Raw genomic sequence first — 19,960 nt, 5'->3', positions numbered from 1 at the left:
GGTTTCCTGGGATCACCGCGACCGGCGATCCGCTCGGGCGGGGTGCGCCCTCGGTCAGGCATCGTCGTCGTTCTTCTTTCGCGGAACCAGCCTCAGCGCCGCGAAGCCTGCCGAGACGAGCACGAACATCACCACCCAGAACCACATGCTGTCCACACCGCCGGTAACGGGCAGAACTCCTGCCCCCACTCCGGCAGATGCCGCGGTTCCGGCGCCCGTGTAGTCCGCCATGGTTTTCTCCTTCAAAAGTCGATGCGGCCAATGCCAATCCGCGTCTGGAGCGGAATCGGGGCCGCAAGTGGGCTGGGGCCAGGCAACAAGGCGCCCGTCGAAGTCTCAGTCGCCCTGCACCCTGTTTACGGCGTATACATACAGCTTCGCCCCATAGGGACAGCCCGTCAAGCGAGGAGCGCGACGATCATTCCGGCCCTTGCCCCCCGGGCCGGGCGAGGTGGTCGAGCAGTGCGTCCAGCCCGGCCGCCAGGCCCTCCGGCCCGCCCCGCTCGGCCAGCACGAGGGCCACCCGCAGCCCCGGCACCTCGTCGGGCGGTACGTGCCGCAAGCCGAGCCGGACCACGGGATCGGGCTCGTCGGGACCGTCCGACGCAGGGCACAACTCCACCGCCACATAGCCCAGAAGCCATCCCGTGAAGGCGCGGAAGGCCACCGCCGCCCGGGCATCGTCGAGTCCGCCCTCGGCCAGCAGGGCGAGCACCCTGTCATGACCTCTGACGACGACGAGCGGCCGGCCGGTCCGAGGAGCCGCCAGCATGCGGGCGGAGAGCAGCGGCACCGCCCCGGGATGCGCCAGGCAGACGTCGTACGTCGCCCGTCCGATCCGATGGAGCTCGGAGCGCCACCTCGGCACCCCCGGCACGTCACCGGCCTCCTCAGCGAGGGCCAGACGCTGCTCCAGTTCGAGGTAGAGCACTTCCACCAGGTCGTCCAGGAGGGCGTCCTTGCTCCCCGCGTGCCGGTAGAGCGCCATCGCCTCCACGCCGAGTTCGGCACCGAGGCGGCGCATGCTCAAGGCCGCCAGCCCCTCACGGTCCACCAGCGCCAAAGCCGCCGCGACCACCCGCTCACGGCTCAGCCGCTGCCCTCTCCTGGCCATGCCGTGCCTCCCGGTGACTCGCCCCTCAGCGCCGCTCGTGTTGACACCCCGTCCATTCGACCCGAAAGTGTATGTATACGCCGTAAATATACAGAGCTCCATGGCGCAGAGCCATGTCACATCGGCTGGAAGGCAGACACGATGAACCGGAGCGAGGACCGCGAACTGTCGGGAGTGACGCCGCCGAAGGTGGTCGCGCTCGTGCCCGCCTATCGGGAGGTGGACTCTCTCGGCCATGTCCTCGAGGCGCTGAGGAACCAGACGCGGCCTCCGGACCGCATCGTCGTGACCCTCGACCCGCACCGGGACAAGGAGCACACCGACGCACTGGAACGCATGGGCCGTGCAGCCGGGGCCGAGGTCTGGCATTCCGTCGGCAACAAGCACAAGAAGGCCGGCAATCTCAACGGAGCGCTGGCGAAGCTGCTGCCCACGCTCTCGGACGAGGACGCGGTGCTCGTTCAGGACGCCGACACGTATCTCGATCCCCACTTCATCGAAGTGACCCACAAGAAGCTGCTGCAGGGGTACGGAGCCGTGGGCGGGAACTTCCGCGGACGCGCGGGCGGCGGACTGTGCGGCGTCTTCCAGCGGAACGAGTACGCCCGATACGCCCGTGACACGAAACGCAAGAGCGGCAAGGTGCTCTGCCTGACGGGCACGGCCTGTCTGTTCAAGGTGGAAGCCCTGCGGGACGTCCTGGACGCTCGCGGCGACGGACGCTTGCCGGCGGCGGACGGCGTGTACGACACCAAGGTGCTGACGGAGGACAACGAGCTCACGCTGGCGCTGAAGCACCAGGGGTGGCGCATCGTCGCCCCGTCCCGAGCCACCATGACCACCGAGGTCATGGTGACGTGGAAGGATCTCGGCAAGCAGCGGCTGCGGTGGAAGCGCGGAGCACTCGAGAACCTCTTCGACTACGGCCTTACGCGCCACACCCTCGAAGGCTGGGTCAGGCAGCTGGTCGCGTTCCTGGGGGCCGCGGTCTCGGCGCTCTACGTCGGGTCGGTGCTCTGGTTCGCCGCGACGGGCGCCGGCGTCAGGATCGCCCCCTTCTGGCTGGCCTTCACGGGGTTCTACGCCATAGAACGTGCGATCACCGTGAAAGGGCGTGGGTGGCGCACGGCCATGCTGTCCATGCTGGTCATACCCGAGTGGTTCTACGACCTCTTCCTCCAGGGCGTGCACATCCGCGCGCTGGCGGACGCAGCCCTCCGCAGGGAACGCAGCTGGTAGGTCAGGTGGTGTCGGTGTCGGCCGAGCGGTCGCCGCCGACGAGCGGCAGCCGAGCGGTGATCGTGGTCCCCCGGCCTTCCTCGGAGTGGACCTCGGTCCCGCCGCCGTGGTTCGCCACGATCGTCCGGACGATGGTCAGTCCGAGCCCGGTTCCCGGAATGGCGGCGTCGGCGGCGTTCGAGGCACGGAAGAACCGCTGGAAGAGCTTGTCCTGCTCGGCCGCGGGGATGCCGATGCCGGTGTCGCTGACGCTCAGAACCACCGTTCCGTCCTGGACGTCCGCGCATACGGTCACCGTCCCTCCGTCGGGGGTGAACTTGACTGCGTTGGACAGCAGGTTCATCAGCACCCGGTCCAACTGCTCACCGTCCGCCTCGAGGATCAGCGGCTGCTGCGGGCACCGCGTCCGCAGTGAGACCGAGGCGGCCTCGGCGCTCGGCCTGATCGCGTCGGCCGCGGCGACCACCAGCCGGCGCAGGTCGACCGGTGCCTTCCGGGTGATGAACACTCCCGACTCGATCCTGGAGAGGGTGAGCAGGTCCTCGATCAGCGCCCGCAGCCGCTGCGCGTTGCGGTCGACGACGTCCAGCATGTGCGCCTGGGTCGGGGTGAGCGGACCGGTGTCCTCGTCCTGCAGCAGTTCGACGCATCCCACGATGCTCGTCAGCGGAGTGCGCAACTCGTGGGAGACGGTGGACAGGAAGTCGCTCTTGGCCTGGTCCAGGGCGCGCAGCTTCTCCACCAGACGGGACTCCTGCTCGTAGAGCAGCGCGGTGTGCAGCGCCCTGCCGACGCCGGCGGCCATCGACTCGGCGATCTCGATCTCCACCGGACGCCAGGGGCGCTCCGGCCGGGTGCGGGCGAGGAAGAGGGCGCCCATCGCCTGTTCACCGACGCCGATCGGGATGACCACCACGCAGGCCAGGCCCAGCTTCTTCGCGGCGGCCCGGGCCTGCGGAGGCAGTCCGCTCGCGCCGAAGGACCCCGGCCCGCCGGGCAGCGGCCCGCCCTCGCTCAGCAGGGCGGCCGGCCCGTTCAGGCACCAGCTCGTGCCTCTCCGGTAGTGGTCGTGGACCACCTCGAGCGGTACGGGCGGGATGGGCTGCTCCCCCGCGGGCAGCAGGCCCCGGCAGGCGCTCCAGGCGCGCGCCACGGGCACCGTGCCGCCGCCCTCCTCGGCGAGCAGGACGAAGACGTGGTCGGCGTCCAGCCCCTCGCCGACCCCTGTGCACGCCGCGTCGAGCACGTGGTCGACGTCCAGCTTGGCCCTGATCCGGATCCCGGCTTCCCGGGCCATCCCCGACAGCTGCCTGCGCTCCTCCTCGACCGCGCGCAACCGGTCGGCCTCCTCGGCGAGTTCGTTCACCGACCGCGCCACCGCCCTGATCTCCCGCGGCCCCGTCACCTCCGCCCGGGCCGAGTGTTCTCCCGCGGCGAGCCGGCCGAGCGTCCGCTCGGTGCTCAGCAGCGGCCGGGTCAGGGCGCGGGTGGTGCGCATCGAGGTGTACACGGCCCCGGCGACCGCGACGGCCACCAGAGCGCCGAGACCGGCGAGGCCGGCCCGCGTCACCGTGTCGGCCCGCTCTTGCTGGCGCTGCTCGTCCGCTGTCAACTGGTCGGTCAGAGTGCCGTTGGCGTGCTCGAACGCGTTGAAACGCAGGCTTGCCTCGCGCGTGAGCGCCGCGGCCCCAGCACTCCTCGGGGCGGCGCGCGCCTGCCGTTCGGCGACCCGCAGATATGCCTCCACCTGCCGTTGCTGCGCCGCCACGGCGCGTTCGTCCGCCACGTCGTGTGCCCGGATGTCGGAGAGGAGCAGCGGGATCCTGGCGCGGGCCGCGCGGAAGGCGGCGAGTTCGCTCTGCTCGCCGGTGATCAGATAGCCGCGCATCGATCGCTGCGCGCTCACGCCCGCGTCGAGCAGACGCAGGTTGTCGTCCTCGGTGGGATCCAGCCGGTCGGTGATCCGGTGCTGGATGCCTTCCAGGAGCAGGGCGCCGGTCATCGCACCGGCCCCGCACAGGGCGACCAGAAGGGCCAGCAGTCCGAAGGCCAGGCCGAGCCGACCGGCCACCCGGTCAGCGCGCCGCAGGTGAGCGATCCTCATGCACGATCGCCTCCGCCCGCCTTCACCTGGCTGTCCTCCGCCTCACCGGAAGAGGCGAAGCCGGCGCGGGTCATGGAACCCCACACCTGGGGAGAGCCACGCAGCCCGTCCCACATGCCGCGCAGCCGCCACCAGGCCGTCATCTGGCGGTATCCGATGTTCTCGGCGACCACACCGACGAGGCTGCCCCAGACGTCCCGCCACCGCGTGAACCGGTGGAAGGCGGACTCCTCCACCGCGACCGAGACCAGGCTGACCACGACGGCGTAGAAGTAGGCGGCGAGCAGGAACCGCCACAGGAAGTCGGCGTTCACCGCGCCGAGCAGGACGCCCAACGGCACCAGGACGACTCCGGCGAGCTCCACGACCGGCGCCAGCAGTTCGAAGAGTACGTGGAAGGGCAGTGCCAGCAGGCCGATGCGGCCGTAGCGGGGGTTGCCGATCATGCGGCGGTGCTTGAGCATGATCTCGGTCAGGCCACGGTGCCAGCGTCGGCGCTGATGAGCCAGGACGCTCCGCTGCGTGGGTGCCTCGCTCCAGGAGATCGGCTCGGTGACGAAGACGATGCGGTAGTCGCGGCCCTCCTCGCGCAGGTGCCGGTGGAGGCGGATGACCAGTTCGGCGTCCTCGCCGATGCAGTCCGGATCCATCCCTCCGGCCGCCACCACCACGTCCCTGCGGAAGAGACCGAAGGCGCCCGCGATGATCAGCAGGCCGCCCAGCTTGGACCACCCGGTGCGTCCGAGGAAGAAGGCGCGCAGATACTCGACGACCTGGACGCGACCGAGCAGCTCGCGAGGTACGTGCGGTTCGACCACCCGTCCGCCCACGACGGTGCAGCCGTTGGCGAGGCCGACCACGCCGCCGGAGGCGACCACCCGCATCGGGTCGTCGCTGAACGGCTTGGCCACCGCGAGCAGCGCCTGCGAGTCGAGGATCGAGTCCGCGTCCACCATGCACACCAGGGGGTAGCGCGCCAGGTTGATCCCCACGTTGAGCGCGTCGGCCTTGCCGCCGTTCTCCTTGCGGGCCACGAGGAGGGGCACCGGGCCGCCCCTGGGCAGGTGGACCGACGTGATCCGGCCACGTACGGGCACGTCGTCGGGCATCACGTGCTCCACCTCGGCGAGGTCGAAGGCCTCCCGCAGGGCGTCCAGCGTGCCGTCGGTGGAGCCGTCGTCGACGATGACGACCTCGAAGACCGGGTAGTGCAGCAGCAGCATGGCGCGGACCGCCTCGACGATGCCGACCGCCTCGTTGTGGGCGGGCATGATCACCGACACGGGCGGGGTGAACGGGCTGGTGACGGCGTCGTCGTAGCCGGCGAAGGGGGCCCGTCCCTGCCTCCTGAGGAACTCGCGGAGAGCGACGAGGATCAACACCAGGTAGCACGTGTTGATGCTCAGGAAGTAGATGATCACGATGTGGTCGCAGACGGCGACCAGGCTGTGCAGTGCGTCCAGCAGCGTCGCCCACGGCTCGGCACCCACTCGGCTCACAGCGCCACCTCCACGCGGACACCGTGGCGTGCGCCGCCGACGGCCAGCTCCGCGAGAGCGGCCCTGGCCTGGGCGGCGGCCCGTCCGCCCGCGTGATCGGCCGCCGTGCGCAGCGCGCCCTGTCCGACCGGACCGAGCCGCAGCAGTGCGCGAGCCGCGGTGGCCGCGACATGGGTGTTCGGGTCGTCCAGCAGCTCCACCAGCCGGCTCTCGGCGACGACGGCCCCCAGATTGCCGAGGGCCCCGGCACTCACCGTGCGCAGGGAGACCGGCCGATCGGGATCGAGCGCCGCCAGCAGCGGCTGCAGTGCCTCGGGCATGCCCAGTCGGCCGAGCGCGCGTGCCGCCTTGATCTGTACTTCGATCTCGGGGTCCTCGCGCAGTGCGCGGGCGATCTCGGAGGTACGGGAGACCGCGCCCGTCGCCCCGAGGACCTCGATCGCCACGGCTCTGGCCAGGGGCTCCATCCGGAGCCCCGCCGAGACCCGTGGCTGGGACTCGGGCCCCAGCGAGACAAGCGCGCTCATGACCACACCGGGCGGTACCGGCCGTGGCCCCTGGAGGCACTCCAGCAGATGAGGCACGGCCGCGGAATCCCCGATGCGGCCCAGGGCCCGCGCGGCGGCCAGGCGAACCTCCGGGTCGCGATCGGCCAGCAGTCGGCACAGCGGTGCCACCGCGGGACGGTGGGCGAGCTGACCGAGCACCTGCGCGGCACGCCCACGCCGGGCCGCCCTGTGACTGCCCAGCGCGGCGACGGCGTCCCCGGCGGCTCCGCGCAGCTCGTAGAGGCTGATCAGCGTCGTACGGGCTCCTCCGGCGACCTTGCCCAGCAGTGCGGTGAGGCTCGGTTCCAGCGCCCTCCACGTCCGCTTGTCGATCTGCGTGAGCTGGTGCAGCAGCTCGCTCTGGTCGTCCTCGTCGGCGCACAGCAGCTGCAGCAGGAGACCACGCACGGGTGCGGCGATCCGCTCGCGTCTGCGCTGCCGGTAGACGCGCACGCCGCGAATGCAGACGATCAGCAGGCTCAGTGCCACGAAGACGGCCGACAAGCCGAGCAACGCGGCCCTGACGACACCGGGGGGGATCACCGCTCCACCCGGTTGAGCAGCGCGGTGACCCGGCTGGACAGCTCGCGCGGGCTGAAGGGTTTGATGATGTAGTCGTCGGCGCCCGCCGCGAAACCCACCTCAACGTCCCCCTCCTGGGACCGGGCGGTGATCAGGATGACGGGGAGTGTCGCGGTCTCGGGCGCCGCGCGCAGCTCCCGGCAGACGTCCAGGCCGGACATCCCCGGCATCCGGATGTCGAGCAGCGCCAGGTCCACCGGCTCCTCACGCACCGCCTTGAGAGCGGCCATACCGTCCGGCGCGACCGTGACCTGGTGACCGCCCTGCGTCAGCTTGAACGCCACCAGGTCCCGTATGTCCGCGTCGTCGTCGGCTATCAGGACACGAGCCATGGGTCCTCCCGGGGGCGCCTGGGCCGCGGCACTCAGCCCACCACAAAGATGGATCATCAACACAATAAGATCTTTTGTAAATTCTCACCACATATGACCTGTACGGCACGATCGGTCAGATCCCGGGGGCTCCGGGTCCTCGGCTCCGTCTTTGGGCATGTTGCGCTCGGGGCGAGGGGGACCGCGGGGCCTCGAAGTACGCGACCTGGTTCTTGCCCGCGGCCTTGGCCCGGTACAGGGCGGTGTCGGCGTCCCGCAGCGCCTCCGTGGGCGCGGTCGGCCCGGTGATTCTCCGTGCGCCGATACTCGTCGTCACACGGACCGCCTGGCCGGAAGGGAGAACGAACGGGTCCTGGAAGGCATCGAGGATCCGCAGGGTGAAGTCGCGCAGTGCTTCCGCGTCCACTCCTTCCAGAACGAGCGCGAACTCGTCCCCTCCGAGTCGGGCCACCATGTCCTGGTCACGGACCCTGCTCGTCAGCCGCTGCGCGACGTCGATCAGCAGTTCGTCGCCGGCCGAGTGCCCCAGCGTGTCGTTGACCTCCTTGAAACCGTCGAGATCGAGCATCAGTAGTCCGGCGGAGGAGAAGACGGAGCACCGGCCGAGAGTGACCTGCATGCGTTCGTTCAGGAGCGCCCGGTTGGCCAGCCCCGTCAAGGGGTCGTGGGTCGCCTGATGGCTCAACTGCTTCTGGAGTTCCGCCTGCTCGCGCAGTGAGGCCGCGAGGACGAGGGTCTGGGTGCGCGCCTGGACGGCTCTGCTGTGGGCGTGCTGGGCCAGGATCGCGGCGCGCAGCACCAGCAGCAGGGACAGACAGGCCATCATGCTGACGATCACCGTGACGTCCACGGGCCGGTCCCGGATGCCGCCGACGTCGACCAGCACGATCAGCGGCCCCATCAGGATGAGGGCGACCAGGGTCGACAGGCGCCGGCTGCACAGCCTCTCCTGGTCGGTCACCAACCGTGTGGGCCGGGCGACGGACGGGTGCAGCGCGGCGGCTCCGAGCAGCAGACTTGAGACCATCCACCCCACTTCGGACACACTCTCCGCGATCGCGGTCCCGTTCGTCGCGAGCGTCCCGTAGTAGAGGCCGTCGGCGGCGAGCAGGAGCAGCAGCCATCCGATGCACAGGAGGAAGGACGGTGTGTACGTGCCGGTGGTGAGCATCAGCCGCGCGGTGATGGACAACAGCACCAGGTCGGCGACGGGATAGGCGAGGGAGAACACCAGCTGCCACGCGGACAGCCCGCTGCGCAGGTACGGCGCGAGGACGAACGACCAGACCAGAATCCCGAACCCCAGCGTGACGATCGCCGCGTCCAGCAGCCCCGCCCAGTGGAGCCGGCCCGTCTGCTGCCGGGCCAGCGTCACCAGGCCCGCGGCGAACAACGCGTAGCTGGTCAGATAGAGGATGTCGGCCACGCCGGGGAACGGAACTTCCTCGCCACGGGTCTGATACAGGCCCCAGATCGTGTCCGCGACCGCGTACGGGACCATGCCCGCCGCGAGGAGATACCACGGAACGACCGAGGGCGGCGTGTTCCTGGCCACTCCCACCAGGATCGCGAGGACCACCGAGCCGGACACGAGTTCGGGCAGCAGATACCGCTCCGCGGAGGACATGACGAGATAGGTGACGATCACCGCGCTCCCCGCCGCCGCGTACGCCCAGACCAACGCATGGCGGCGGGAAGGCAACCGGAGGTGAACTCTGCCCACGGGCACTCCTATCCAGGTCTGTGGCCGGGGGAGTGGTCGCGGAGCGTCTCCAGGGTGCGGCACGTACGGTCGAGTGCTTCCTGGAGACGGGGAGCGGTGTCTGCCAGTGAGGCCGGGTCGCCGGCCCTTGCCTGCTCTTCCAGCTCCCGGCAGCAGTCGGCGAGGCATTGAGCCCCGATGTTGCCCGCGGCGCCTCTGAGGCTGTGGGCCTGGTCCGCGATCTGCTGAGTGTCGTGGCGGTCGAGCGCGTGGAAGAGTCCGCCGACCATCTCGGGTGCCCGAGCGAGGAAGTGGTCCACCAGCCGGGCCACCAGTCCGTTCTCGGCCTCGGTGCCGCCGCCGCGCAGTTCGTTCAGCCGTTGCTCGATGGAGGTGTACAGGTCCTCCTCGGGCGGTGCCGGCTGTTCCGGCTGTTCCTGATCGTCGGGACGGACCCATCGGGTGAGGACCTGTTCCAGTTCCTCGGGGCTGACGGGTTTGGAGATGTAGTCGTCCATGCCCGCGGCCGTGCACCGTTCCCGGTCCTCGGCGAGGGCGCCGGCGGTCATGGCGATCACCGGGACGTGAGAGCCGGTGCCCCGTTCTTTGCGGCGCAGTTCCCGGGTGGCGGTGAAGCCGTCCATGTGGGGCATCTGACAGTCCATGAGCACGGCCTGGTAGCCGTGTTCCTCGACCATGCGCAGTGCCTCGACGCCGTCGGTGGCGGTGTCCGCGCTGAAGCCGAGCCGGGTGAGCATGCCTTGAGCGACCATCTGGTTGATCTCGTTGTCCTCGACCAGCAGCACATGACCTCGGTGAGCGGTCGGGGCCGCGGCGGGCGCCGCAACGGCCGGCGTGGCCATCGGAAAGGTCCGCCCGGCGAGTTCGACCAGGACCTTCAGGAGCTGCGCTTCGCGGACGGGCTTGGGCAGGCTGAGGGCGATCCCGGCGGCCTGCAGCTCGGCGGGGGACAGCGTGCTTCCGGAGGTGAGCAGCATGAGCCGCATGCGGGCGAAGTTGTGGTCGGTGGTGATCCGGCGAGCCAGTTCCAGACCGTCCATGTCAGGCATGTGCATGTCGAGAATGGCCAGGGTGAAGGGGCGGCCGGCGGCCGCTGCCTCGTGCAGGACCACCAGCGCCTGGGGGCCGCCGACGACCGTGGTCGGCTGCATGCCCCACCTGCGCAACTGGGTGTCGAGGATGAGCCGGTTGGTCTCGTTGTCGTCGACGACGAGGACCCGCAGCCCGCGCAGCGAGTCGGTCTGCGGTGGGGCCGGGGGCTCCTCGGGGGTGTCGAGCGCGCGTACCGGCACCGTGAAGAAGAAGGTGCTGCCCTCGCCGGGCCGGCTGGTGACGCCGATGGAGCCCCCCATGGCCTCGGTGAGCCTGCGGCAGATGGCCAGGCCCAGTCCGGTGCCTCCATAGCGGCGGGTGGTGGAGGCGTCCGCCTGGGAGAAGGCGTCGAACATCCGATCCTGATCCGCCTGGGCGATGCCGATGCCGGTGTCGGCCACCTCGAAGCGCAGCCACGGCGCGTGCTCCGCGGGGGGCCGGGGCGGGGCCGGTTGGACGCGGAGCACGACCTCGCCGGATTCGGTGAACTTCACCGCGTTGGAAGCCAGGTTGAGGAGGATCTGCCGCAGTCGGCCGGCGTCGCCGAGCACCATGGCGGGCAGTCCCGGACGGCAGTCGCTGATCAGTTCCAGACCATGGGCTTGTGAGGTCTGCGCCACCAGCGAGATGACCTCCTCCACCAGCACCTGGGGACTGAAGGGGGCCTGCTCGAACTCGACCTTGCCGGCCTCGAGCTTGGAGAAGTCCAGGATGTCGTTGATCAGCGACAGCAGCGCCGTGCCGGCCGCCTGGATGCCCTCCGCGTAGCGGCGCTGCTCCGGGTCGAGCGTGGTGCCCAGCAGCAGGTTGCTCAGTCCGATGACCCCGTTCATGGGGGTGCGGATCTCGTGGCTCATCGAGGCGACGAACTGCGACTTGGCCTGGGATGCGGCGATCGCCTGGTCGCGGGCCTCCGCCAGGGCGGCTTCGGTGTGCTTGCGCTCACTGATGTCCCGGACGAAGGCGTTGAAGCAGCGCGCCTTCGCCGACTTCAGCCGCCACACCGTCAGTTCGATCGGGATCTCGTGTCCGTCGCGGTGCAGGGCGCTCAACTCGATCCGCCGGCCCAGCACATGGGCCTCCCCGCCCGCCAGAACCCGCTGCAGGCCCGCCGCGTGCGCGGCGCGGTACCGCTCGGGAATGATCGTCTCCGTCAGCGGACGGCCCATCGTCTCGCGGTGGCTGAAGCCGAACAACCGCTCGGCGCTCTGGTTCCAGTCGATGACCAGACCGTCCTCGTCGATGGAGACGAAGGCGTCGCGAGCGGTGTCGATGACCGAGCGCGCCTGTTCCTGCAACAGCCGCAGCGCCTCCGCCCTGCGCCGCTGGCCCTCCGCCTCACGGATGAAACCGCGCACCTCCAGCGGCTCCCCCGCGGAGTCCCGCACCACCCAGGACGTCGTCTCCGTCCACATCCAGTGCCGGTCGGCATGACGCAGCCGCAAACACACCACCACTCGGCCGTCGCGTTGCAGATCCCGCTCGGACCACTCGAATTCCTCCATGTCTCCCGGATGCACCCAGGAGCCCACCGGCGTTCCCACGATCTGCTCGGCCGGCCTGCCGAACAGTGCCTGGCCGGGAGAGGACACCTCCAGGAAGACACCCTCGATGCTCCGGCGGAAGACCATGTCCGCGGAGTTCTTCAACAGCAGCCGAAACCGCTCCTCGTCGTCGGAGGCATACTGCTGCGGGGTGGCTTTGGGTTCCTGTTCCATCTTCGGCCTCCGCATGCCCTGCACGACCGCACGGCGCGGCCGGGAGTATCGACAGTTGCTCGTGACCACGAGGCCGGGCGCCCGTTCAGCGCTCATGAGACCGGCACGCCCACGGGCCGTGGGCGGTGATGAGGGAGTTCAAGCAGTCCCGCTTGATCGGACCATTCCAGCAAAGAGTGATCCAATGAAGATCGCAAATCGAGTGCGCGGTGCGGTACGGCGGAGATCACCGCGTCCCGCGTCCGGACGGCCCTGGCTCTCCTCCGGCCATACGGAAAAGGGCCCCCGCAGGCTCTCGCCTGCGAAGACCCTTCGCACCGTCGGGACGACAGGATTTGAACCTGCGACCCCTTGACCCCCAGTCAAGTGCGCTACCAAGCTGCGCCACGTCCCGGTGCGTGCCGCGCGGTGGACCGCGTGATCACGTGAACAGCACTTTACCCCACGACGGGGGCAGCCCCGAAGCGGGCCGCCGGGCGCGGCACAATCGGCGTATGGGCAGCGCATCCGCAGGGCGGTCGGTGACGGGACGGGACCGGGACGGGGAGGGCCGGGCCCGCAACGCCCGGCCCCGGGACGGGCTGGGGCGGCCCTTGCCGTACGGCGCGGCCGGGGTGGAGCGGCAGCCGGAGGGGGTCGTACGGACTCCGCTGCAAACAGTCGCCGAGGCGCAGGAGCTGCTGGACGCGGGGAAGCCGTTCCACGCGCACGAGGTGTTCGAGGACGCCTGGAAGTCGGGGCCGGAGGAGGAACGGCAGCTGTGGCGGGGGCTCGCCCAGCTCGCCGTCGGTCTCACGCACTCCGCCCGGGGCAACCTCACGGGCGGTCCCCGACTGCTGCGGCGCGGCGCCGAGGCCGTGGAGGAGTGGGCGGCGGACGCGGGGCGGCCGGTGCCGTACGGGATGGATCTACCGTCGCTGGCGGACTGGGCCCGGGAGCTGGCGGAGGCAGTCGAGCGGGGCGGCGAGATCATCGACGCGGCGGAGCGGGCTCCGAGGCTTCGCGGATGACCGGAGAACAGCCGACTCCGACTTCGCGCATGACCAGTGAGGCCGACTCCGACTTCGCAGATGACCGGTGAGCGGCCGACTCCGGCTTCGCGGAGAACCCCTGAGCGGCCGAACCCACCTCGGGACTGACCCGCAAATGGCCTACCCCGGCCTCAGGGCTCGCCCGCAAACGACGTACCCCGGCCTCAGGGCTCGCCCGCGAACGCCCGGCCCCCACCACAGGGCTCGCCCGCGAACGCCCGGCCCCACCTCGGGGCTGACCCCCCACCGGCCGACCCCGGCTTCAGGGCGACCGCGAACGCCCAGCCCCGGCTTCACGAACGACCCGCGCGCGGTCGGCCCCAGCTTCGCGGATGACGCGCGCGGTCGGCCCCAGCTTCGCGGATGACGCGCCGACGCGCATGCCCCGGCCTTCGGGGATGATCCGAGGCGGGCGGCCGTCCTTCCTGCTCACCCGACCCGACGCGGTGTCCGCGTTGTCAGTGCCGTGCGGCAGACTCGGGGCGTGCGAAAGATTCATGTCATCGGTATCGGCGCGGGCGACCCCGACCAGCTGACCCTGCAGGCGGTGCGGGCGCTGCGCGGCACGGACGTGTTCTTCGTCCTGGACAAGGGCGAGGTGAAGAGCGACCTGACGCGGCTGCGCCGGGACATGCTGGAGGCGCACCTGCCGGACGGCGCGTCGTACCGGGTGGTCGAGGCGCGGGACCCGGAGCGGGACCGCACGGCGGGCGGCGCGGCGTACTCCCCCGCCGTCGGCGACTGGCGCAGCGCCCGGGCCGGGATCTACGAGCGGCTGATCGCCGAGGAGCTGGGCGAGGAGGAGACCGGGGCGTTCCTGGTGTGGGGGGACCCCGCGCTGTACGACAGCACGATCGGGATCCTCGAGGAGGTGCTGGAGCGGGGCGCGGTCGACTTCACGTTCGACGTCGTGCCCGGCATCAGCAGTGTCTCGGCGCTGGTCGCCCGGCACCGGACCGGGCTCAACCGGGTCGCCCGGCCCGTCCAGATCACCACGGGACGGCGGCTCGCCGAGGGCTTCCCCGAGGGGGTGGACGACGTCGTGGTGATGCTGGACGCGCACCAGACCTTCCGCCAGTACGCGGACCAGGACATCGACATCTACTGGGGCGCCTACATAGGCACCCCCGACGAGATCCTCGCCTCCGGCCCGATCGCCGAGGCCGCGCCGCGCATCGAGCGGCTGCGCGCCGAGGCCAGGGAGCGCAAGGGGTGGATCATGGACACGTATCTGCTGCGCAGACATCCCGGGGAGCGCTAGGCGGGGCCCACCCGAGCGGACGGTCCGGCACAGGCGCGTGGGCACGGCGCTGCCCGCGACCGTGTCCGGTCTCGGGGCACGGCGCGCGGGTCGGCCGTCTCAAGGCGGCCCCGGAAAAACGCGTGCCGCGCGGACGCGGCGGTGGTCATACACGGCGCATGTCCGCCTCACCCGTCCGGTTCCACGACCCGCGCAGCACGGTGTACGACTTCAGCGCGTCGCTGCTCGTCCGCTGCCCGCGCTGCGACCGCGTCGCCCACTACGGGCGGCGGCCGGGCCGCACGCCCGACGCCCGCGGGGTGACGTACCCGGAACGGCGTGTGGTCTGCCGGTCCTGCGGCCTGTCCCGGATCGACATCGGCCCCTCCCGCCCGTCGGCGCGCGCGAGCCGGACCTGTCACCGGCCTCCGCTGTGGCTGCGAGCCGACACCCGGCACGGTGAGCTGTGGGCGTACAACCTCGAACACCTGGATCTCATCAGGCGGTTCGTCGCCGCCGACCTGCGGGAACGAGCGCCCTGGTACGACACCGGGCGGAAGATGACGCTGGTCGCGCGGCTTCCCGCGTGGATCAAGAGCGCCAAGAACCGCGCCGAGGTGCTGCGCGTGATCGACCGTATGCGGGCGTCCGTCACGACAGGCTGAGGCCCAGCCGGTCGAGGGCCGCGGCCACGTCGGGTACGGGAGTGACGCCGTCCGGCAGCGGTGGGCGTTCTACGACCACGACGGGCAGGGCGAGTTCGCGGGCGGCGGTCAGTTTCGCCGCCGTCGCCGCTCCCCCGCTGTCCTTCGTGACCAGGACGTCGATCAGGTACTCGCGAAGGAGCGCGGTCTCGTCGGCCACCGTGAACGGGCCGCGCCCCAGCAGCACTTCGGTGTGCGGCGGCAGGGGCGGCTCGGGCGGTTCCACCGAGCGTACGACGAAGTGCAGGTCGCCCAGGTGGGCGAAGGCCGCCAGGCCCAGGCGTCCGGTGGTGAGGAAGATCCGGCTGCCGAGGCGGGGCAGCAGGTCGGCGGCGGCGGTCAGGGACGGGACCGGGTGCCAGTGGTCGCCGGGGGTGGGCCGCCAGCCCGGGCGGCGCAGCACGACGGCGGGCACGCCGGTGGCCGCCGCGGCCCGCGCGGCGTTCGCGGTGATCGTCCCGGCGAACGGGTGCGTGGCGTCGACCAGCGCGTCCACCCGCTGCTCCCGCAGCCACTCGGCGAGCCCCTCGGCCCCGCCGAACCCGCCGACCCGTACGTCCCCGGCCAGCGCGCCCGGCCGGCTCACCCGCCCGGCGAGCGAGGTGGTGACGCGGACGCCGGGCCGTGCCGCGAGGACGGCGGCCAGTTCGCGGGCCTCGGTGGTGCCGCCGAGGACGAGGACGTGCGGGGACATGGGAGGGAGCGTACGAGATGGGGGACGAGGAACGGCCGCCCGGGCAGGGGTGCCCGGGCGGCCGTAGCTGTCCGCGTCAGCCCTGGCGGGCCTTGAAGCGCGGATCCTTCTTGTTGATCACATAGACCACACCGCGTCGGCGCACCACCTGGGCGCCGGGCCTGGCCTTGAGGGAACGCAGGGACTTGCGCACCTTCATGGGGCTGTCCTCCTCGTGCTCGTGTCGCTCCTCGGACGCGTCAGGCGCGGGCAGCGGCGGTACGGCCGTAGCGGCGCTCGAAGCGTTCGACTCGGCCGGCGCTGTCCAGGACCCGCGCCCTGCCGGTGTAGAAGGGGTGGGACGCCGACGAGATCTCGACGTCGATCAGGGGGTAGGTGTTGCCGTCCTCCCACTCGATCGTCCGGGACGAGTCGGCGGTGGAGCGGGTCAGGAACGCCGTGTCCGCGGCGCGGTCGCGGAAGACCACGAGCCGGGATTCGGGATGGATGCGGGGCTTCACGGGGTTTACCTCCTCGGGGACCGCGGGCCCGACGGTGCGGGCCCGCTCCGGCTGGTTCAGCGCTCCTCGCGGAACTCGACGTGCGCGCCGGCCACCGGGTCGTACTTGCGCAGGACGAGCCGGTCGGGGTCGTTCCTGCGGTTCTTGCGGGTCACGTAGGTGACACCGGTTCCGGCCGTCGACTTCAGCTTGACGACGGGGCGCGCGGTACTGCGTGCCATGAGGTCCTCCCTTCGCCCACGCCCGAATCTTTGATCCAGGCATGTCAATCACATGCGGTGTAACAGCACCGGCCCCCGTCGCATTCCCGTCTCAGCGCAGGAGCAGCTGGAGTCCGCCGATGACCGTCGCCGCGATCACGAGTTGCTCGAAAAGCCGCTGGTTGATGCGGTTCACAGCCCATTTGCCGAGCAACGCGCCGGGCACGACGAACACCGCGAGCGCGGCGTCGAGGAGCAGCGAGTGGCCGTCGATCAGGCCGAGCCCGGCGCTGAAGGGAACCTTGGAGACGTTGACGATCAGGAAGAAGAACGCCGACGTGCCGAGGAAGCCGAGCTTGCGGAAGCCGGCGGAGAGCAGGTACATCGACATCACCGGGCCGCCCGCGTTGGCGACCATCGTGGTGAAGCCGCCCAGGACGCCGTAGGAGCGGGCCTTGAGGCGGCCGGTCCGGGTGGTCACCGAGTCCGGTTCGTCCTCGGTCTGCGCCGTGCGCCGCCGCCACACTGTCACCCCGGCCATGAGCAGCAGGATCGCGCCGATCGACGTCCGTACGACCTGGTCGTCGGCCCACACCAGGAACAGCGTGCCCACGACCACGCCCGCGGCGACCGCCGGGAACAGACGCCAGAGGGTCGGCCAGTGGGCGTGCCGGCGGTAGGTGAGGACGGCCAGGACGTCGCCGACGATCAGGATGGGCAGCAGGACGCCGGTGGAGGCGCGGGCGGGCAGCACCGCGGCGAAGATGGCGAGGCTGACCGTGTTGGCGCCGCTCACGGCGGTCTTGGAGAAGCCGACGAGGAGGGCGGCGCAGGCGAGGGCGGCGAACTCCCAGCCGGTTATGTGCCAGAGCGTCATCGTGTTCATGCGGGAACCGATGCTATGTGCGGACAACCGGTGCGGTAAGTACCGTCTCGCTGGTTGGCACCCCACGTTCCGGGTGCCCCGACGTTCCGGGAGCCGCCGACGAGGACGGGACTCCCCGCCCCTTCAGCTGGAGGAGACATGGCCGATGCCCGCGAGCACGTCCTGGCCGGGAGCCGGGGCGCCCTCGTCGCCCGTGAGTGGCCCCATGAGCGGCCGCGGTACCTGGCGCTGATCGCGCACGGCTACGGGGAGCACATCGGGCGGTACGAGGAACTGGCCGGGGTGCTCGGGCGGCACGGGGCCGCCGTCTTCGGACCCGACCATCTCGGGCACGGGAAGTCGGACGGTGAGCGGGTGCTGGTCGAGGACTTCGAGGAGGTCGTCGGTGACCTGCACGCGGTGGCCGAGCCGGCCCGGGCCGCGTACCCCGGGCTGCCCGTCGTGCTCGTCGGGCACTCGATGGGCGGGCTGATCGCCGCCCGGTACGCCCAGCGGTACGGCGACGAGCTCGCCGCCCTCGTGCTGTCCGGGCCGGTGATCGGGGCCTGGGCGCTGCCGGGGCGGCTGCTCGCGCTCGACGAGATCCCGGACACGCCGATCAGTCCGGCCGCGCTCTCCCGGGACCCGGCGGTCGGGGCGGCGTACGGGGCGGATCCGCTGGTGTGGCACGGGCCGATGAAGCGGCCGACCGTGGAGGCGTTCGCGCGGACGCTCCGGCGGGTGGCCGAGGGCGGTGACGTCGGCCGGCTGCCGGTGCTGTGGCTGCACGGCGACGACGACCGGCTGGTGCCGCTCGCCGGGAGCCGGGTCGGGGTGGAGCGGCTGAGCGGCGGCGTCCTCACCGAGCGGGTCTTCCCGGGCGCCCGGCACGAGGTGTTCCACGAGACGAACAGGGCCGAGGTCTTCGCGGAGCTCGTCCGCTTCCTGGACGGTGTGGTCAAGGGCTGAGACGGACATGCGTGGCGTTTGCCGCGCGGGCCCCGGGGCACCCGCGCCCGCATGGAGTGGTTGCGCAGGGCGGCCTGCGTGGGTGAGGACCCCGAGCTGTTCTTCCCCGTCGGCACCGAAGGACCGGCGCTGCGGGACATCGCCGCCGCCAAACGTGTCTGCGCCCGCTGCCCGGTCGCCGTCGAGTGCCTCGACTACGCGCTCGCCAGCGGGCCGCTCTCGGGGGTCTGGGGCGGCACCCACGAGGCCGAACGCGTCGCACTGCTCCGTACCGGCACGACCGACGCCAGAAGGAGAAGCACCGTATGACCGTGGTGAAGAGCACGCTGCCCGAGCCGGCCCGCAAGGTCGCCGGTGAGGCGCTGCAGAGCACACTCGTCGATCTCCTCGGGCTCTCACTGATCGGCAAGCAGGCGCACTGGAACATCGTGGGCCCGCGCTTCCGTTCGATCCATCTGCAGCTCGACGAGGTCGTGGACATGGCACGCACGTACGCCGACACGGTGGCGGAGCGGTCCGCCGCGCTGGGCCTGCCGCCCGACGGCCGGCCGGAGACGATCGCCGCGTCCTACACCCTGCCGGGCTCCAAGGACGGCTGGCAGCGCGACACCGAGGTCGTGCGGCTGGTGGTGGAGTCGCTGGAGGCGGCCATCGGGCGGCTGCGCGAGCGGATCGCCGCGACCGAGGAGCCGGATCCGGTCACCCAGGACCTGCTGATCGCCATCACCGCCGACCTGGAGAAGCAGCGGTGGATGTTCGAGGCCGAGAACTTCCCCCGCGAGGACTGAGCGGGGCGCGGCCGAGCACGTACGCACGGAAAGGGGACGCGATGACCGACGCCCTCGAACTCGACGCGCTGTGGGAGGACTTCCACCGCGTGGTGAACATGACCTCGCAGGAGCTCGCCGCCTGGCTGCGGGTGAGCGACGCCGACGAGAGCACCGAGCCGCTGCCCGAGCACGCGGGCTCGCCCACCGGCCGGCACGTTCTGGCGATCCTGCAGAAGCGGCGCACCGACCTCACCGAGGAGGACATCGAGGTGATGTACGAGGTGGTGGACACGGTGACCGCGCAGGCCGAGGTGGAGAACGAGCCGGAGCCGGAGGAGACCCGGCGCCGGCACCTGCTGATGACGCTCGGGCACGACCCGCTCAGGCCGTGACCGACCAACGGCGTCTGGTGCGGGAGCTGGTGGGCGCGCACGGGCGGACGTTCGCCGAGGAGGCGGGCATCACGCTGCGGGACACCCCGCAGCCGCTGTACCGGCTGTTGGTCCTCGCGCTGCTGCTCAGCGCCCGTATCCGCGGGTCGATCGCGCTCGCCACGGCCCGGGAGCTGTCCCGGGCCGGGCTGCGCGATCCGCGGCGCACCGCCGAGGCCGACTGGCAGGAGCGCGTCGACGCGCTCGGCCGGGGCGGATACCGGCGCTACGACGAGCGCACGGCCACCCAACTCGACGACGGAGCACGGCTGTTGCTCGACCGGTGGGGCGGTGATCTGCGCCGGATGCGCGAGGAGGCGGACGGCGACGTCGGTGAACTGCGGCGGCTGCTGCAGGAGATACCCGGGATCGGGCCGGCCGGCGCGGACATCTTCCTGCGCGAGGTCCAGCGGGTGTGGCCGGACGTGGCCCTACCTGGACCGCAAGGCGCTCGACGGAGCGGAGCGGCTGGGGCTGCCGAAGAATCCCGACCGGCTCGTGAAGCTCGCCGGGGACACCCAACCGGCCGTTCTGGCGGCCGCGTTGGTGCGGGCCGCGCTGGACAAGGAGGTGGCCGAAGACAGTCTCCGTCGCGCCGCGTGACC

21 protein-coding genes, 1 tRNA gene and 1 pseudogene are annotated in these 19,960 nt (G+C 71.2%); 9 read left to right on the top strand and 14 right to left on the bottom strand.

The window, feature by feature from the left end; genetic code table 11:
* Nucleotides 1-54: 54 nt before the first annotated feature.
* Entirely contained in the window at nucleotides 55-231 is a 177-nt protein-coding gene (locus MKW14_RS02820) for a hypothetical protein (RefSeq protein WP_240858532.1), read from the bottom strand.
* Between the two features lie 187 nt (nucleotides 232-418).
* On the bottom strand, nucleotides 419-1,114 hold the full coding sequence (locus MKW14_RS02815) for a TetR/AcrR family transcriptional regulator (protein WP_240858531.1): 696 nt from the start codon (nucleotides 1,112-1,114) through the stop codon (nucleotides 419-421).
* A gap of 141 nt (nucleotides 1,115-1,255) precedes the next feature.
* Here MKW14_RS02815 and MKW14_RS02810 point away from each other — a divergent pair, with 141 nt between their 5' ends.
* Entirely contained in the window at nucleotides 1,256-2,353 is a 1,098-nt protein-coding gene (locus MKW14_RS02810) for a glycosyltransferase family 2 protein (RefSeq protein WP_240858530.1), read from the top strand.
* 1 nt (nucleotide 2,354) lies between these two features.
* Here MKW14_RS02810 and MKW14_RS02805 read toward each other — a convergent pair whose 3' ends face one another.
* The 7 genes from MKW14_RS02805 to MKW14_RS02775 form a co-directional block, all read right to left on the bottom strand.
* Nucleotides 2,355-4,457, bottom strand: a complete 2,103-nt coding sequence (locus MKW14_RS02805; RefSeq protein WP_240858529.1) for an ATP-binding protein — start codon at nucleotides 4,455-4,457, stop codon at nucleotides 2,355-2,357.
* A complete protein-coding gene (locus tag MKW14_RS02800; RefSeq protein ID WP_240858528.1) occupies nucleotides 4,454-5,956 on the bottom strand; it encodes a glycosyltransferase family 2 protein in 1,503 nt (500 codons plus the stop codon). Before MKW14_RS02800 ends, MKW14_RS02805 begins: the two co-directional genes overlap by 4 nt.
* Nucleotides 5,953-7,047, bottom strand: coding sequence for a HEAT repeat domain-containing protein (locus tag MKW14_RS02795; RefSeq protein ID WP_240858527.1), 1,095 nt, complete (start codon nucleotides 7,045-7,047; stop codon nucleotides 5,953-5,955). Before MKW14_RS02795 ends, MKW14_RS02800 begins: the two co-directional genes overlap by 4 nt.
* Complete coding sequence (locus MKW14_RS02790; RefSeq protein ID WP_240858526.1) at nucleotides 7,044-7,418, bottom strand: response regulator transcription factor; 375 nt, start codon at nucleotides 7,416-7,418, stop codon at nucleotides 7,044-7,046. The genes MKW14_RS02795 and MKW14_RS02790 overlap by 4 nt, the downstream gene beginning before the upstream one ends.
* 115 nt (nucleotides 7,419-7,533) lie before the next feature.
* A complete protein-coding gene (locus MKW14_RS41205; RefSeq protein WP_240858525.1) occupies nucleotides 7,534-9,141 on the bottom strand; it encodes a GGDEF domain-containing protein in 1,608 nt (535 codons plus the stop codon).
* A gap of 8 nt (nucleotides 9,142-9,149) precedes the next feature.
* Entirely contained in the window at nucleotides 9,150-11,951 is a 2,802-nt protein-coding gene (locus MKW14_RS02780; protein WP_240858524.1) for a response regulator, read from the bottom strand.
* Nucleotides 11,952-12,271: 320 nt separating this feature from the next.
* Nucleotides 12,272-12,345, bottom strand: a tRNA-Pro gene (locus MKW14_RS02775).
* Nucleotides 12,346-12,445: 100 nt separating this feature from the next.
* Between MKW14_RS02775 and MKW14_RS02770 the strand changes: the two genes are divergently transcribed.
* The 3 genes from MKW14_RS02770 (at nucleotide 12,446) to MKW14_RS02760 (ending at nucleotide 14,887) form a co-directional block, all read left to right on the top strand.
* Nucleotides 12,446-12,961 carry a DUF309 domain-containing protein gene (locus MKW14_RS02770; RefSeq protein ID WP_240858523.1) on the top strand — a complete coding sequence of 172 codons (516 nt, stop codon included), beginning with the start codon at nucleotides 12,446-12,448 and terminating at the stop codon, nucleotides 12,959-12,961.
* 505 nt (nucleotides 12,962-13,466) lie between these two features.
* Nucleotides 13,467-14,243 (top strand): precorrin-6A synthase (deacetylating), encoded by a 777-nt coding sequence (cobF, locus tag MKW14_RS02765; protein ID WP_240858522.1) that lies wholly within the window; start codon nucleotides 13,467-13,469, stop codon nucleotides 14,241-14,243.
* A 158-nt stretch (nucleotides 14,244-14,401) separates the two neighbouring features.
* Nucleotides 14,402-14,887: a hypothetical protein gene (locus tag MKW14_RS02760; protein ID WP_240858521.1), complete on the top strand. Its 486-nt coding sequence runs from the start codon at nucleotides 14,402-14,404 to the stop codon at nucleotides 14,885-14,887.
* Here MKW14_RS02760 and MKW14_RS02755 read toward each other — a convergent pair.
* The 5 genes from MKW14_RS02755 to MKW14_RS02735 all read right to left on the bottom strand — a co-directional run bounded on the left by MKW14_RS02755 (nucleotide 14,874) and on the right by MKW14_RS02735 (nucleotide 17,206).
* The gene (locus MKW14_RS02755) at nucleotides 14,874-15,620 is read right to left on the bottom strand and encodes a cobalt-precorrin-6A reductase (RefSeq protein WP_240858520.1); all 747 of its coding nucleotides are present in this window, start codon (nucleotides 15,618-15,620) and stop codon (nucleotides 14,874-14,876) included. The genes MKW14_RS02760 and MKW14_RS02755 overlap by 14 nt on opposite strands.
* 76 nt (nucleotides 15,621-15,696) lie before the next feature.
* The gene (gene ykgO, locus MKW14_RS02750; protein ID WP_240858519.1) at nucleotides 15,697-15,819 is read right to left on the bottom strand and encodes a type B 50S ribosomal protein L36; all 123 of its coding nucleotides are present in this window, start codon (nucleotides 15,817-15,819) and stop codon (nucleotides 15,697-15,699) included.
* Nucleotides 15,820-15,859: 40 nt separating this feature from the next.
* Nucleotides 15,860-16,120, bottom strand: a complete 261-nt coding sequence (locus MKW14_RS02745) for a type B 50S ribosomal protein L31 (RefSeq protein WP_240858517.1) — start codon at nucleotides 16,118-16,120, stop codon at nucleotides 15,860-15,862.
* 56 nt (nucleotides 16,121-16,176) lie between these two features.
* Entirely contained in the window at nucleotides 16,177-16,341 is a 165-nt protein-coding gene (rpmG, locus tag MKW14_RS02740; protein ID WP_133048041.1) for a 50S ribosomal protein L33, read from the bottom strand.
* A gap of 91 nt (nucleotides 16,342-16,432) precedes the next feature.
* On the bottom strand, nucleotides 16,433-17,206 hold the full coding sequence (locus tag MKW14_RS02735; RefSeq protein WP_240858516.1) for a sulfite exporter TauE/SafE family protein: 774 nt from the start codon (nucleotides 17,204-17,206) through the stop codon (nucleotides 16,433-16,435).
* Nucleotides 17,207-17,344: 138 nt separating this feature from the next.
* Here MKW14_RS02735 and MKW14_RS02730 point away from each other — a divergent pair, with 138 nt between their 5' ends.
* The 5 genes and pseudogenes from MKW14_RS02730 to MKW14_RS02710 all read left to right on the top strand — a co-directional run bounded on the left by MKW14_RS02730 (nucleotide 17,345) and on the right by MKW14_RS02710 (nucleotide 19,958).
* Nucleotides 17,345-18,154: an alpha/beta hydrolase gene (locus MKW14_RS02730; RefSeq protein WP_240858515.1), complete on the top strand. Its 810-nt coding sequence runs from the start codon at nucleotides 17,345-17,347 to the stop codon at nucleotides 18,152-18,154.
* A gap of 51 nt (nucleotides 18,155-18,205) precedes the next feature.
* Nucleotides 18,206-18,463 (top strand): WhiB family transcriptional regulator, encoded by a 258-nt coding sequence (locus MKW14_RS02725; protein WP_240858514.1) that lies wholly within the window; start codon nucleotides 18,206-18,208, stop codon nucleotides 18,461-18,463.
* Nucleotides 18,460-18,942 carry a Dps family protein gene (locus MKW14_RS02720; protein WP_240858513.1) on the top strand — a complete coding sequence of 161 codons (483 nt, stop codon included), beginning with the start codon at nucleotides 18,460-18,462 and terminating at the stop codon, nucleotides 18,940-18,942. Before MKW14_RS02725 ends, MKW14_RS02720 begins: the two co-directional genes overlap by 4 nt.
* 41 nt (nucleotides 18,943-18,983) lie before the next feature.
* The gene (locus tag MKW14_RS02715) at nucleotides 18,984-19,316 is read left to right on the top strand and encodes a DUF3140 domain-containing protein (protein WP_240858512.1); all 333 of its coding nucleotides are present in this window, start codon (nucleotides 18,984-18,986) and stop codon (nucleotides 19,314-19,316) included.
* Nucleotides 19,313-19,958, top strand: a pseudogene (locus MKW14_RS02710) (endonuclease). Before MKW14_RS02715 ends, MKW14_RS02710 begins: the two are co-directional and overlap by 4 nt.
* The last annotated feature ends 2 nt before the right edge of the window (nucleotides 19,959-19,960 follow it).

Source organism: Streptomyces gilvus, assembly GCF_022513565.1.
Classification (GTDB): Bacteria; Actinomycetota; Actinomycetes; order Streptomycetales; family Streptomycetaceae; genus Streptomyces; species Streptomyces gilvus.
This window is presented reverse-complemented; position numbering and strand designations above follow the sequence as displayed.